This is a genomic window from Bordetella tumulicola, from assembly GCF_054779135.1.
On record NZ_BAAGYU010000006.1, the window covers coordinates 384855 to 399164 of the forward strand.

At 61.6% G+C, this 14310-nt stretch carries 10 protein-coding genes; 5 read left to right on the plus strand and 5 right to left on the minus strand.

Annotation, left to right across the window (positions count from 1 at the left end; genetic code table 11):
• Positions 1 to 81: 81 nt before the first annotated feature.
• Both ACYVDM_RS05800 and ACYVDM_RS05805 read right to left on the minus strand, forming a co-directional pair.
• A complete protein-coding gene (locus ACYVDM_RS05800) occupies positions 82 to 987 on the minus strand; it encodes an SDR family oxidoreductase (RefSeq protein WP_415789480.1) in 906 nt (301 codons plus the stop codon).
• Positions 988 to 1090: 103 nt separating this feature from the next.
• On the minus strand, positions 1091 to 1873 hold the full coding sequence (locus ACYVDM_RS05805; protein WP_415789655.1) for an SDR family oxidoreductase: 783 nt from the start codon (positions 1871 to 1873) through the stop codon (positions 1091 to 1093).
• 546 nt (positions 1874 to 2419) lie between these two features.
• Between ACYVDM_RS05805 and ACYVDM_RS05810 the strand changes: the two genes are divergently transcribed.
• Positions 2420 to 2848 (plus strand): winged helix-turn-helix transcriptional regulator, encoded by a 429-nt coding sequence (locus ACYVDM_RS05810; protein WP_415789483.1) that lies wholly within the window; start codon positions 2420 to 2422, stop codon positions 2846 to 2848.
• A gap of 196 nt (positions 2849 to 3044) precedes the next feature.
• Complete coding sequence (locus ACYVDM_RS05815; RefSeq protein WP_415789486.1) at positions 3045 to 3587, plus strand: hypothetical protein; 543 nt, start codon at positions 3045 to 3047, stop codon at positions 3585 to 3587.
• A 332-nt stretch (positions 3588 to 3919) separates the two neighbouring features.
• On the opposite strand, the gene ACYVDM_RS05820 is transcribed toward ACYVDM_RS05815, so the two are convergent.
• Positions 3920 to 4855 carry a glycosyltransferase family 2 protein gene (locus ACYVDM_RS05820; protein ID WP_415789488.1) on the minus strand — a complete coding sequence of 312 codons (936 nt, stop codon included), beginning with the start codon at positions 4853 to 4855 and terminating at the stop codon, positions 3920 to 3922.
• Between the two features lie 281 nt (positions 4856 to 5136).
• Positions 5137 to 5265, minus strand: a complete 129-nt coding sequence (locus tag ACYVDM_RS05825) for a hypothetical protein (RefSeq protein WP_415789490.1) — start codon at positions 5263 to 5265, stop codon at positions 5137 to 5139.
• Between the two features lie 308 nt (positions 5266 to 5573).
• Here ACYVDM_RS05825 and uvrA point away from each other — a divergent pair, with 308 nt between their 5' ends.
• From uvrA to ACYVDM_RS05840, 3 genes are all read left to right on the plus strand, one after another.
• Positions 5574 to 11345: an excinuclease ABC subunit UvrA gene (gene uvrA, locus ACYVDM_RS05830; protein WP_415789657.1), complete on the plus strand. Its 5772-nt coding sequence runs from the start codon at positions 5574 to 5576 to the stop codon at positions 11343 to 11345.
• 3 nt (positions 11346 to 11348) lie between these two features.
• A complete protein-coding gene (locus tag ACYVDM_RS05835; RefSeq protein ID WP_415789493.1) occupies positions 11349 to 12545 on the plus strand; it encodes an aminodeoxychorismate synthase component I in 1197 nt (398 codons plus the stop codon).
• 82 nt (positions 12546 to 12627) lie between these two features.
• Positions 12628 to 13263: an aminotransferase class IV family protein gene (locus ACYVDM_RS05840; protein ID WP_415789496.1), complete on the plus strand. Its 636-nt coding sequence runs from the start codon at positions 12628 to 12630 to the stop codon at positions 13261 to 13263.
• A 5-nt stretch (positions 13264 to 13268) separates the two neighbouring features.
• On the opposite strand, the gene ACYVDM_RS05845 is transcribed toward ACYVDM_RS05840, so the two are convergent.
• Positions 13269 to 14222 carry a tRNA threonylcarbamoyladenosine dehydratase gene (locus ACYVDM_RS05845; RefSeq protein WP_415789499.1) on the minus strand — a complete coding sequence of 318 codons (954 nt, stop codon included), beginning with the start codon at positions 14220 to 14222 and terminating at the stop codon, positions 13269 to 13271.
• Positions 14223 to 14310 lie beyond the last annotated feature (88 nt).

Genomic DNA, 14310 nt, shown 5'->3' on the forward strand with positions numbered 1-14310 from the left:
GCACCCAATTCATCGCCACAAACCGCGTCTTGGGCTTGCTGTCCACCTCACGGCGGGCAGGCCGCTCGGATTCCCCAGCCATCAGACAATACCGCCGTTGGCAAACACGGTTTGGCCATTGATCCACCAGCCGTCATTGCTGCACAGCGTGGAAATCACCTGGGCAATATCTTCCGGCTCGCCCAAACGCTTGTGCGGCGTGCGCTGCGCGAAGCCCGCGATTTGCACCTCTGTTTTGCCATCGGTGAACAAGGTGGTGTTCACCAAGCCCGGCGCAATCGCGTTGACTGAAATATTGCGGCCTTCCAGCTCCTTGGCCAACACGCTGGCAAACAAATCTTGCGCCGCTTTGGAGGCCGCGTATGGGCCATAGGTCGGGCTGCGCAGCTTGGTGATGCTGGAAGACAAGGCGATGATGCGGCCACCATCTCGCACCTGCTGGGCGGCTTCACGTAACACGTTGAAGCTGCCCTTGATGTTTACCGCGATCATCCGGTCGAAATCAGCATCGCGTATTTGGGCGAATGGCGCCAGGCGCATGATACCGGCGTTGCTCACTACCACATCCACGCCGCCAAATGCTTGCTGGGTGGCCGCAAACAAGCGGCGCACTGCCTCCGGATCGCTGACGTCAGCCTGTACGCTGATCGCCTTGCCGCCCGCCTGGGTGATGTGTGCAACCACCGCCTCGGCCAGCGCTTGGTTGGTCAGATAGTTGACCGTCACGCTGTAACCATCGGCGGCCAACTGTTTGGCCGTTGCGGCACCAATGCCGCGTGAGGAGCCGGTGACCAGCGCCACTTTGCCATTGGCGGGTTTGGATATGCCGACATCAGTAGCGCCTGCCGCGGCCGTTGCCGCAGCTGCGCTACCAGCGCCCATCAACATGGCCGCAGGCGCTGCCAACGCCGATGCCCGCAGGAAGTTACGGCGCGAGTGGCCTGTGTGTTCAATCTCGGTGGATGTGTCGATGATATCTTTTGACATGTCAGCTCCTCGTCGTTTCAAAAAGGTCGGAAAAATCAGGAAAAGCGCGGTGACCGACATGCGGCGTCCATCGATGCGGCCTTGCGCGCCGTCGTAGCGCGATTTAGGTCAAACCGCCATTGGCATTGACCACTTGGCCGCTGATCCACGCGCCTCGCTCACTTGCCAGAATCGAAACGACCTTGGCAATGTCTTGCGGCTCACCCAAACGCTGGTGCGGCGTCTGGCGGGCAAAGCCGGCGATTTGCTCGGCTGTTTTGCCATCGGTGAACAAGGTGGTGTTGGTAGTGCCTGGCGCGATCGCGTTGACGGATATCATTCGGCCCGCCAGCTCTTTGGCCAGAATGTTCACGAACACATCCACCGCCGCCTTGCTAGCGGCATAGGCACCGTAGGTAGGTGGGCGCATCGTCACCGTGCCTGACGACAGCGCCATGATGCGGCCGCCATCGACCACGCGTCGCGAAGCTTCACGCAGGGTATGGAAACAGCCTTTCATGTTCACGTCGATCAGGCGGTTGTAGTCGGCATCGCTCATCTGCGCGAAGGTACCCAGGCGCTGGATACCGGCGTTGGCTACCACCACGTTCAATGACCCGAACGCCTCTTGATGAGCATCAAACAGACGCCGCACTGCTTCTGAATCGCTGACATCCGCCTGCACGTATATGGCTTTTCCGCCCATATCGGTGATCTCGCGCACCACTTGTTGTGCGAGATCCCGATTGTTCAAGTAGTTGATCGTTACTGCGTAGCCATCTTGCGCCAAACGCTTAGCCGTCGTCGCGCCAATGCCACGTGAAGAGCCAGTCACCAAGGCCGCCTTGGACGGGTTGCCATCAGGTGGTGCCGTGACAGGAGTCGCGGCACTTGCGGTGCTGGCCAGCAGCGCGACAGGCGCAGCCAAGGTGGCGGCGCGCAGCAGATTGCGGCGCGAGAGATATGCCCCGCCCGGACTTGCCGGGTCGTGTGAAGTGAAGTCTTTGTAGGACACGTGATACTCCATAAAAGGATCGATATTGCAAAGCAGAACCTACGGGCGTGCCTTGCTGTGGCGGGTCACCGGCTGACGGTGTTTCACAGCGCGTGCAGACGCTGCGCCAGTTCACGGCCAATACCGGAGCCATCGCCGGTGAGAAGGATGGTGTTCTCTGTGGTTTGCATGATCTTTCTTCCTTCTGGAGAGGGGGCGGAAGCTGCATTGCCAAGCAGCAGCAACCCATCCGTAGCGCGTTGCGGGCATCTGGCCACCGCCTTTTGCCACCGGCAAGCAATGGACGAAGCGAAGATTAATTTCTATACTCTCTTTTGGGAAGAAGGCACCTGAAAGTGCTATACAGACTTTCTGGTAAGAAATGGAGTAATCGTCGAGGGACAACGCCAATTCCCTTCACAGGTACACGGCCGAAGCACCGCACCCACAGGAACACGCATGAGCATCGATTTCGTCAAACACGCCCAAATGCAAGCCAAACTGGCCGCCGAGCAGCCCCCGGACCCACGCGTACAGGCCTTGGTCAATGAAGTCATCGCACGGGTGGCCGACAAATGGACGATGATCATCGTCGACGTGCTGGCCGGACACGGCGCGCTGCGCTTCACCCAGTTAGCCGGGAGAGTCACCGGCATCAGCCAGAAGATGCTGACGCAAACGCTGCGCGAGATGGAACGCGAAGGGCTGGTGACCCGCACTGTTTTCCCCGTGGTGCCGCCCAAAGTGGAATACCAACTGACGGATCTGGGCCTTGGCTTGGGCGCAGCATTTTGCGGCGTGTGGATCTGGGCTGAGCAAAGCTTGGAGGTCATTGAGCAAGCCCGTGCAGCCTACGACCAGCGCAATGGCAAAAGGAGCAGCCAATAGTTGTTCGCAACGCCTCCTCATGCACGACGGCGCTACGATGGACTGCTCAAGCGGGTTCGTGCCATCCGGGCTCATCCCCCAAGGGGCCGTTTTTGACTTGAGGCAGCCCAAGGCAAAAAACGCGCGACAATATCGCTTTCATACACTTTCGACCGAATCGCCACCCCGCATTCGCCGCCCCATTCAGGAACTCCCCATGACCGCCTCCGCCACGCCGCCGGCCTCATTAACGCACTTCAGCCCCAAAGAACTCGACATGCTCGCCAAAACCGCGGACGCTCTTAGCGCCTACGTCGGCAAGCCCGTCTTGGCCGAAGTCGTCCTCGGCGACGAAGGCACCGAATGGGTCAGCTTTGGCACACCCATCGCCCAAGACGCCAAAGACGACGAACAACCCCACATCCAGATGGGCGGCCCGCAAGCCCGCCTCCTCGGCAACCGCGGCGGCCTCGATCCCAACGACAACAACGCCTACGACTGTCTTTACCTCTGGGCGATACAAATCACCCTCACAGAAGGCGAGCGATTCATAAAACTGGATCAAAACGGCGAAGAAGCCGCCTGGTCCGACGACCTGATAGACGTCCTCCCCTTCGCCCTCACCGACGACCCATTGCCGGACGATGACGATGATGAGGAAGACGACGATGAGGATGAGGAAGACGGCAATGATGACGAGGGCGACGTCGAAGACGAGCCGGACGGCAACACCCCTCCCCCCGGCTACCGCCACCACTAATCCGCCTCACCCTGAGAGTCAACGAAAAGCGAGAGACATCGCACAACAGTCCAATAACCATAACGCGGACTGTTTTCTCCTCTCAGCGCGCCCACGCCAGGACGCGCAGTCCGATAACGCGAGCCCTTGTCCCGCCGGCCTCTCAATGGGTCGCGCCGGGCCTTTTGAGGTGAGGGCAGTCCCGCACAGCGGGACCGAGGGCGCCTGCATGCGCCCGAGCCGAGCCGATTTGGCCCGGCGCGACCCATTGAGAGGCCGGCGGGACAGGGGCGCCTAAAGAACCCAATCGAACCTAATCGGAACCCAACCCCGCAGCGTCAACCCAACAACCGCTAAGTCAGTCCCCGCCGCCGATCCCGCCGATGCAGCGCATACCCCGCGGGCCACATCACCGCGACAAGCATTCGCGCAACGGGCTGTGTCAGCGGATAAGCTTGGACCGCCGTCGGTACGCCCGAATGTTTCAGGTCCAATCGGAACCGGGTATAGCGCGCCGCCGCCATCAGAAAATCCTTGGGCCGATAGCGAAACCAATCCATGTGATGCTCAAGCGTATCCCAGGCTAGCAAATACAGCCCCTGGGCATTATTCCGTATCGAGACCGGTGCGCGACTCAAACCATCCTCGCTCGCGTGATACGTACGCACCACCTGATTAATACAGCGGTTCTGATAGCCCGCCCGCGCCATCGCCCACCAGATCAAGCTCTCCGGCACAAAACCCGCTACTTCCTCGGGAAACGGAAAACGGCGCAACACCTCCGTGCGCAAACTCCCGAATTTTTCACCCTTGATGCGATAACGGAAATACAAATCCACCGCCGACGCATCAAAAACATCTTGCGGGAAACGATCCCCGACAATCTCGCCATCCGGTCGCGCGCAGAGACCCGTCACGCCCACATACTTATCGCGTTGATCTGATGGAATATTTTCCCAGGCGTCTTTCAAAATTTGCAGCGAATCCGGCGGAATCTCGTCATCGCTATCCAGCGTGATGACAAACTCGCCCTGCGCCTCGCGCACCCCGCGGTTAAACGCGGTCTTTTTATGCTGATTTCGTTGCCAGACATACCGAATCGGGAAATCCGACTTCGCCTGCCAGGCCAGTACGGCATCATGCGTACGGTCCGTCGACCCGTCGTCGACGATCAACCACTCAAAATCCCGACAGGTCTGTCGCTTTAAGGATTCATGCACACGATGCAGCGTGGCTACCCGGTTATAAGTGGGCGTCAGTATCGTGAACGCGTAACGAGGCTCACTCATGCAGTCAGACAGTTTGCGTAAACATCGGCAGCCGCGATTGGCTTGTTTTGCCGGTATAGGATAGCGTCAAGTTTAGGGGGATATGCAAAATTACGATGTAATCCATCCCTCAATTTTGCAAATAAACTTTTCATGTTGTTCCGCGGTGATACAAAATTATCGAACCCGGGCCCATATTCGTTCAATACAGCCGCGCAATGGGCCGCAAAAACCCAAAAAAAAATTTTGGACAAAAAAAAACCACCGACATAATCGGTGGTTTTTTCGTCAAACCGCGTTTATTACACGCGCTTGATCTTTTCCAGCATCTTGAAAATTCCCTTGGGGGAATTAACGAACAAACGCTTGAAAGCCTTGCCCAGGCAACGGCGTTCCAGGGTGTTACGACGCACGCGTTTGCGCTCAGCCATGATGATCTCCGGTAAGGTTCGATGGTGCCCAAACCTGCCCGACGTTCCCGGCATATGCGCAAATGGTACGCGACATACACAGAGGGCCACAGGCTGGTGGCAGAAAATAGATAACTTGCCATTTTATCCCGAAAACCGCTCCTTACCAAATCAACCCTGACAATCGTCCGCCAGGCGAGCCGAAAGCGACAATTACCCTGAACAACAATAATCTGAGATACTGTTTATATATACAGATATTTCAGCGATATCCTTTCGCCTGCGGGATTGCTTTGAATTCCGCCTTGTCCACGCTACGTTTCCTCGTCATGAGCTCTCATATTCGCATCGTCGGTGCCCGCCAGAACAATCTGAAAAACCTGGACCTGACGCTCGCCACCGGCGAGCTGATCGTGATTACCGGCGTGTCGGGCTCCGGCAAAAGCTCACTGGCGTTCGATACGCTCTATGCCGAAGGGCAGCGCCGCTACGTCGAAACGTTTTCGCCCTACGCGCGCCAGTTTCTCGATCGCATGGACAAGCCACAGGTCGATCGCATCGAAGGCATCCTGCCAGCCATTGCCATCGACCAGACCAACCCGGTCCGCAGCTCGCGCAGCACCGTCGGCACCATGACCGAGCTGAACGATCACCTCAAGCTCCTGTTTGCCCGCGGCGCCAGACTCTACTGCCGGGGTTGCGGCAAGCTCGTCCGCCGCGACACCCCCGAATCGGTCGCCGACTCGCTGGCGCAGCGTGCGCAGGCCGCGGGTGATCCTCGCCTGGTCATCACATTCCCGATTGCCGTACCCGCCAACTTCACCGAAGACGAAGTCCGCGGCTTTCTCGAACAGCAGGGCTACACGCGGGTACACCGCGAAGAAACCCGCGACGCACGCGCTATCCCCCCTCGCAAAGCCCCCCGCAAAGCTGCCAAGACCGCACGCAAGACCACCGCCGCGGCGAGTGGCGAACGCCGCATCCTCCATGTCATCCAGGACCGCTTTCGCCACAGCAGTACCGAGCGAGACCGCTTGATGGAGGCTCTCGACACCGCACTGCGCATGGGCGGCGGCCACATGGCCGTCCATGCGCTCGACGACGAGGGGGCCGACGCGCACGTCTGGAAATACAGCGATCGCCTGCATTGTGCCGACTGCGATATCGAGTACACCGATCCGTTGCCCAGCAGCTTTTCGTTCAACTCGCCGCTCGGCGCCTGCGAGACCTGCCGCGGCTTTGGCCGCGTCATCGGCATCGACTACGGCCTGGTCATCCCGGACGAAAACAAAACCCTGCGCGAGGGCGCCATCAAGCCCTGGCAAACCCCCTCGTACAAGGAATGCCAGGACGATCTGGCCAAGTACGCCCCCCGCGCGGGCATTCCGCTTTCCGTTCCCTGGAAGGCCATGACCGACGAGCAACGCCACTGGGTGCTGCACGGCGACCCCGACTGGAAAGGCGGCAATAACGCCTGGAAAACCCAGTGGTATGGCATACACCGCTTCTTTGCCTGGCTAGAAAGCCGCGCCTACAAAATGCACGTGCGCGTGCTGTTGTCCAAATATCGCAGCTACACGGCCTGCCCCACTTGCCATGGCGCACGCCTCAAGCCCGATGCCCTGCTATGGCGCCTGGGATCGCGGGCCGAGGCCGACGCCGTGCTGCCCCCCGGGGACGCGCGCTATGCGCGCGCCATGCCCGTGGGTGCCGCCTGGAGCCTCAACCAACTCGAGCAACTCGACGGCCTGTCGATTCACGACGTGATGCTGCTGCCCATCGAGCGCGTCCGGCGTTTCTTTGACACACTGTCATTCGGCGGCGCCATGGACGCCGCGGCCGACCTGTTGCTCACCGAGGTTCGGGCGCGCCTGAAATTTCTCTGCGATGTCGGTCTAGGTTATCTGACACTTGATCGCCAAAGCCGCACGCTGTCTGGCGGCGAAGTGCAACGCATCAACCTGACGACCGCGTTGGGTACGTCGCTCGTCAACACCTTGTTCGTTCTGGACGAGCCCTCCATTGGGCTGCACCCACGCGACATGCATCGTGTCGTCGAGGTCATGCACCGCTTGCGCCACGCTGGCAATACCCTGGTCGTCGTCGAACACGACCCGCAAGTCATGGTCGCGGCCGACCGAATCATCGACATCGGTCCCGGCCCCGGCGAACGCGGCGGCCGCATTGTGTTCGACGGTACACCGGCACAACTGCGCACCTCTGCCACCCTCACCGGAGACTACCTGAGCGGTCGTCAACGCGTCGAGGCGCCGCGCCCCATGCCGGTCGCCGCCAATACCCCGCGCCTGCTGCTCGAGGGAGTGACTGCCCACAATCTGCGCAACGTCTCGATCGAACTGCCGCTCGGCCGTCTGGTCTGCGTCACGGGCGTTTCGGGCTCCGGTAAATCGACGCTGGTCCAGGACGTCCTGTACCCCGCACTGCTCAAGTATCAAGGCAAGCCTTCCGAAGCCCCCGGCGCGTTTGATCGCTTGCTGGGCGCCGAACAAATCGCCGATGTCGTCATGGTGGATCAAACCCCCATCGGCAAAACCGCGCGATCCAATCCCGCCAGCTATGTTGGCGCCTTTGACGCCATCCGCAAGCTGTTTGCCCAGGCGCCCCTCTCCAAAGAACGTGCCTACACGGCGGGCACCTTCAGCTTCAATAGCGGCGACGGCCGTTGTCCCACCTGCGGCGGCACGGGCTTCGAGCATGTCGAAATGCAGTTCTTGTCCGATGTCTATCTGCGCTGTCCCGACTGCGACGGAAAACGCTTCCGGCCGGAGGTCCTCGAGGTCCGCATCGAACACTTGGGCAAAAACGCCTCGATCAGCGACGTGCTGGCAATGACGGTCAGCGAGGCGCTGGACTTTTTCAAGGGTCTGCGCGATGTCCAGACCGGTCTGGCGCCGCTGGCCGATGTCGGCCTGGAATACGTGCGGCTCGGGCAGCCCGTACCCACGCTATCGGGCGGCGAAGCGCAACGCCTCAAGCTCGCGGGCCACTTGGCCGAGGCCGCGCGCAGTGGCATCTCAACGGCCCGCGTCGCCAAAAAAGGCAGCCTGTTCCTGTTCGACGAGCCCACCACGGGGCTGCACTTTGACGATGTTGCGCGCTTGATGCGCGCGTTCCGTAAACTGCTCGCGGCCGGCCATACGCTGCTGGTCATCGAGCACAATCTCGACGTCATCCGTGCGGCCGATTGGTTGATCGACCTGGGCCCCGAGGGCGGCGATGCGGGCGGCCTGGTCATCGGCGTCGGAACCCCCCAAGACCTGATGGACAATCCGCATTCGCATACCGGGGCCGCGCTACGCGACTACGCGGTCAGCGTGCTGCCAAGCAATGCGGCCACGGCGGTGGGCGACCCTGTGTCATCCGAAACCTCCCCCAGCCAGGCGCTCACGCTGGCCGAACCCATGACCGCCTATGGCGACGACACGGGCACACCGCTGCAATCCGTCATGCAACGCCAGCGGCGCACGCAAGCCATCGAGATACGCAACGCGCGCGAACACAACCTCAAGAGCGTCAACGTCGATATCCCGCACAACAAATTCACGGTGATTACAGGGGTATCAGGATCGGGCAAATCGACATTGGCCTTTGACATCCTCTTCAACGAGGGCCAGCGCCGTTATCTCGAGTCCCTGAACGCCTATGCGCGCGCCATCGTGCAGCCCGCAGGCAAACCCGACGTCGATGCGATTTTCGGCATTCCCCCTACCGTCGCCATCGAACAACGCACCAGCCGCGGCGGCCGCAAATCCACCGTCGCCACCATGACGGAAATTCACCATTTCCTGCGCCTGCTTTACGTCAAGCTGGGCACGCAGTATTGCCCCGATTGCCAGGCCGCAGTCGAGCCGCAAAACGCCGACCAGATCGTGGCCCGCCTGCTGCGCGATCACAAGGGCGAGCATATCGGCCTACTCGCGCCGCTTGTTGTCGCGCGCAAGGGCTACTACACCGATCTGGCCAAATGGGCGGGCGCCAAGGGATACAGCCATCTGCGAGTCGACGGCACGTTTATTCCCGTCAGCCCGTGGCCGCGGCTGGATCGCCACAAAGAACACACGATCGAACTGCCGATCGCCGACCTGGTCGTCGCCTCCGACAACGAAGCCGCGTTGCGTGACGCGGTCAAGCGCGCCCTGGAACACGGCCAGGGCGTGCTGAACATGGTCTGGCCTGTCAACAAACTGCACGAGGCGCTCGACAGCGAACTGCAGCAACAACACTTCTCGGTCAAGCGTGCCTGCCCGTCGTGCGGCACCAGTTTTCCCGAGCCCGAGCCTCGCCTGTTCTCCTATAACTCCAAGCACGGCTGGTGCACCGGTTGCTTTGGCACGGGCGTGCAACTGCAGAATTTCGATGCCGAGCAAACCGGCGAAGAGTCCGCCTGGAATGCCGGCTACGATGGCGAAGCCAGCACGTGCAGCGTGTGCGATGGTCAGCGCCTGAATCGTATTGCGCGGGCCGTGCGCTGGCGTGATCGTTCCATCGCCGAGTTGGCAGCCATGCCTGTCTCCGAGGCGCATACGTTCTTCACCGGCCTGGTCGCGCGCGGCCGCGAAGGGGAAATCGCGCGTGATATTTTGACGGAAATCCGTGGCCGCCTGAACTTCATGAAAGAAGTCGGACTGGACTATCTGGCACTCGATCGCGCCGCGCCCACGCTGTCGGGCGGCGAGGCACAACGCATCCGCCTGGCGGCCCAACTGGGATCCAATCTGCAGGGCGTTTGCTATGTGCTGGACGAGCCCACGATCGGCCTGCATCCGCGCGACAACCGTATCCTGCTCGATGCCCTGGCCCGCCTGGAGGGCAATGGCAATACGCTGGTCGTCGTCGAACACGATGACGACACTATCCGGCGCGCCTCGCACATCATCGATATCGGCCCGGGTGCGGGCGTACGCGGCGGGCGCGTCGTTGCCCAAGGCAGCGCCCAGGATCTGATCGACGCGCCCGAATCCGTCACCGGCCGCTATCTGGCCAAGCCTCTCAAACATCCGCTCAATGGTCGACGCGCCGTCGCAAACGACACCCCCATGATCCAGATCCATGGCGCGCATCTGCATAACCTGCGCCACGTCGACGCACGCATCCCGATCGGACGACTGAGCGTCGTTACCGGCGTCTCCGGATCCGGCAAATCCACCTTGGCGCGCGAAGTGCTGCTGGACAACTTGCTGCAGGCCGTCTCACGAGACAAGACGCCGCGCTGGAACGGCTGCGAAAGCATCACCGGCTGGGAAACGATCGATCGCGTCCTGGAAGTCGACCAGACCCCCATCGGCAAAACGCCCCGCTCATGTCCGGCCACTTATATTGGATTCTGGGACGACGTCCGTCGCCAATTTGCCGACACGCGCGAAGCCCGCATGCGCGGCTGGAGCGCTGCTCGCTTTTCGTTCAACACGGGTGACGGCCGCTGCCCCATTTGCGAAGGTCAGGGCATGCGCACCATCGAGATGAACTTCCTGCCAGACGTCAAAGTGCCATGCGATGCCTGCAATGGCGCCCGCTTCAATAGCGACACGCTGTCCGTGCAACTGCGTGGCAAGAACGCCGGGGAATTGCTCAGCATGGAGGTCGACGATGCGTTGAGCTATTTCACCGCCCACCCCAAAATTCACCGGCCGCTGCAACTCATGCAAGACGTCGGCCTGGGTTACCTGACGCTGGGCCAGCCTTCGCCCACGCTATCGGGCGGCGAGGCACAACGCATCAAGCTCGTCACCGAGCTCTCCAAAGCGCGCCTGACCGAGGGCGTCATCACCACCGGTCGCGCATCGCGTATTCCGCACACGCTGTACGTGCTGGACGAACCCACCGTGGGCCTGTCGATGGCCGATGTGGAAAAGCTCATCCACGTCCTGCATCGCCTGGTCGAGGCCGGCAATACTGTCGTTGTGATCGAACACAATCTGGATGTGATTGCCGAGGCCGATTGGCTGCTTGATCTCGGTCCCGAAGGGGGCACCGGTGGCGGAAAACTCGTCACAGAAGGCTCGCCAGAGCATGTCATGACCTTGCGCGATCGTTCTCATACGGGCAGCGTGTTGGCGGAATTTCTCTCACAGCAATCATAGATCGTGACGCAATGCCGCTTTGAAGACCGGCTGGCGGGGCATGCCCGCAGCCTGCACGTGCTACGCCAACGCATCGAGGCCCGACGCCCGGATCAATTGTCCGCCGCCCTGGACGACATTGATGCCGCACGCCGCGCCGGGCACTGGGTCGCGTTGCTGCTCGATTATGAGGTGGGCGAATGGCTGGCGCCCGAAACCACTCTGCCCCCGCCGACGGGGAGGCCCGCAGCGTCCGGTGCCGATACGGGTGAGGCTCGCCTGACGGCGCTGGTATTCGACCGCATGCAGATCGAAGCCCCCTGGCCCGCGCCCGCAGACGCGGATGCGAATGCGTACGCCGGCCCCGATGCGGTTGCGACCACTGTGGCACAGATCACCGCCATCCATCCCCGCATGGCACGCGCCGACTATCTGCGCCAGATCAACACCCTGCGCACATTGATCGCCCAGGGCGAGCTCTATCAGGTGAACTACACCCAGCCCCTGGATATCCAGACGCAAGGGGATCCGCAACAGCTCTATCGGCGCATCGCCGCACGCCACCCCGTCGCGCATGCCGCCTATATCGAAGATGGCGCGCGCACGATCCTGTCGTTCTCTCCCGAACTCTTTGTGCGACGCGAGGGCTCGCAACTGACTGTGCGCCCCATGAAAGGCACCGCGCCGCGTCATCCCGACCCTGGTGAAGACGCGCGACTTGGCCGCGAACTGCACAACAGCGAAAAGAACCGGGCCGAAAATCTCATGATCGTGGATTTACTGCGCAACGATCTCGGCCGGTTAGCCCAACCGGGCACAGTACGGGTACCCGCGCTATTCTCGCTGGAACGTTACCCCACCGTGTGGACGATGACTTCGACCGTGACCGCCGAAGCACCGGACGCCACATTCGCCGAGATTCTGCGGGCATTATTTCCTTGTGGCTCGATCACTGGCGCCCCCAAAGTCGCCGCGATGCGCCGCATTCGCCAGATGGAAATCGCGCCGCGCGGTCTGTACTGCGGCGCCATCGGCTGGCTGGCCCCGGACGGCGACTTTTCGCTCAACGTGGCGATTCGTACCCTGATACTGGATAAAACCGGGCGCGGCGTCTACAGTGTAGGGGGTGGCATCGTGCACGACTCCGATCCTGAACTCGAATGGCAGGAGTGCCTCTGGAAAGCCCGCATCCTGCAAGACGCGCTGCCCGCGTACGGATAGGCCGTGCGCAGCATCGAACGGCACCGTCCGCCACGCACGGGCCCGTCACCTGCCCTAATAGACACTCGAGGCCCGCAGAGACATGCCCGCTGACTTGATCGAAACCCTGCTTATCGATGCGCAAGGCGACATCCCGCTGCTGTCGCGCCACCTGGAACGCCTGCAAGCCAGTTGCACCGCGCTGGACTATATATGGCCGGGCAACGACGAAATCGAGTCCGCATTGGCCGTCGTCGCTGCGGGTCTGACCACACCGGGCGCCCATCGCGTGCGTCTGCTGCTGGACCGGTCGGGACACCCCACCATCGAGACCGCGCCGCTTACCGCGATGCCCGACAATCCACAGCTCATGCTGTCGGATCAAGTCCTCGACGCCGACGAACCCCTGCTGCGCTACAAAACCACGCATCGGCCCTGGTATGCCGACGCGACCGCATGGTTAGCCTCGCACCCTGAGGTATTTGATCTACTGTTTTTGAATCAACACGGAGAACTCTGCGAGGGCAGTCGCAGCAATGTCTATCTGCACGTCCGCGGCGTCTGGTACACGCCCCCCACGAGCAGCGGCTGCCTGCCGGGCGTGCAGCGTGCCGATTTGCTCGAACGCGGCCAAGCTCACGCGCGCGTGCTGACGCTGGCGGACCTGCGCGATGCGCAAGGCGTGCGTCTATCGAACGCGCTACGTGGCTGGTTCGACGTCACACTGCGCGCCGCCTGACACGGTCACGCGCCAGCCGTGGCCGGTGTTTGGCCGGCCAGCGCCAGCCGCAGCGCCTCGTTCGCGACGGCCAATCCCATCGCCGCAGTCACCGTCACCACAGATCCATAGCCCGCACATGACAGTCCCTGGGGCGCTACCGCCTGCCCCGCGGCACCCATATCGTCGTCCATTTCGGCGCGGCTCGCCCAAGCCGCCGGCATGATGGCGGGCTGATCAAACCACAGCGCCCTCACCCCCATGCGCGGCACGCGCTTGAGCGGCTTGCCGCGCGCATCGCTCGCCTTGGGAAAACCATGATGTCGGCGCAATTGATTGCGCAACTTGGCCAGCAACGCATCATTGAGGGCCTGCGACAGATCGCCGGCACGCAGCGACAAAGGATCCGTCTTGCCCCCCGCCCCCCCGCACAGCAGCAGGGGCACGCGGCGTTCACGTGCATACAACACCATGGCGATCTTGGCGGACGCCTGATCCGTGCAATCGGCCAGCGCCGTATACGGGCCGGGCAGCACCTGCTCGATATTGTCCGGTTCGACAAAATCATCGACGCGCGTTAACACGCAAGCCGGATTGATCGCCAGAATACGGTCCGCCATCGCGTCGACCTTGGATTGCCCGATCGTCGTGGTCAGAGCGTGAATCTGTCGATTGACGTTGGACTCTGCAATGTGATCCAGGTCGATCAGCGTCAACGCCCCAACACCGCAACGCGCCAGTGCCTCGGCGGCCCACGATCCCACCCCTCCCAACCCTGCGACCGCGATATGCGCTTGACGCAGACGCGCGGGCGCATCCGGCCCATATAGCCGGGCCAAGCCGCCGAATCGGCGTTCGAGGTCAGCGTCATCCTGGCCAACCTGATGGCCGGTCGCCTGGGTAGACGAGCCGGCAATCGATGCCGATGCCGTTTTCTCGCCCAGCTCATTCGCCGGTAACGATGTCGATGAAATGTCCATGGCGCGTATTTTCCCACGACCGGCCCCCTGCGTGCGTCAGAGGGGTTGATCGTTCAATGTTGCAGTAATGAGACAGGCTCAACGACTC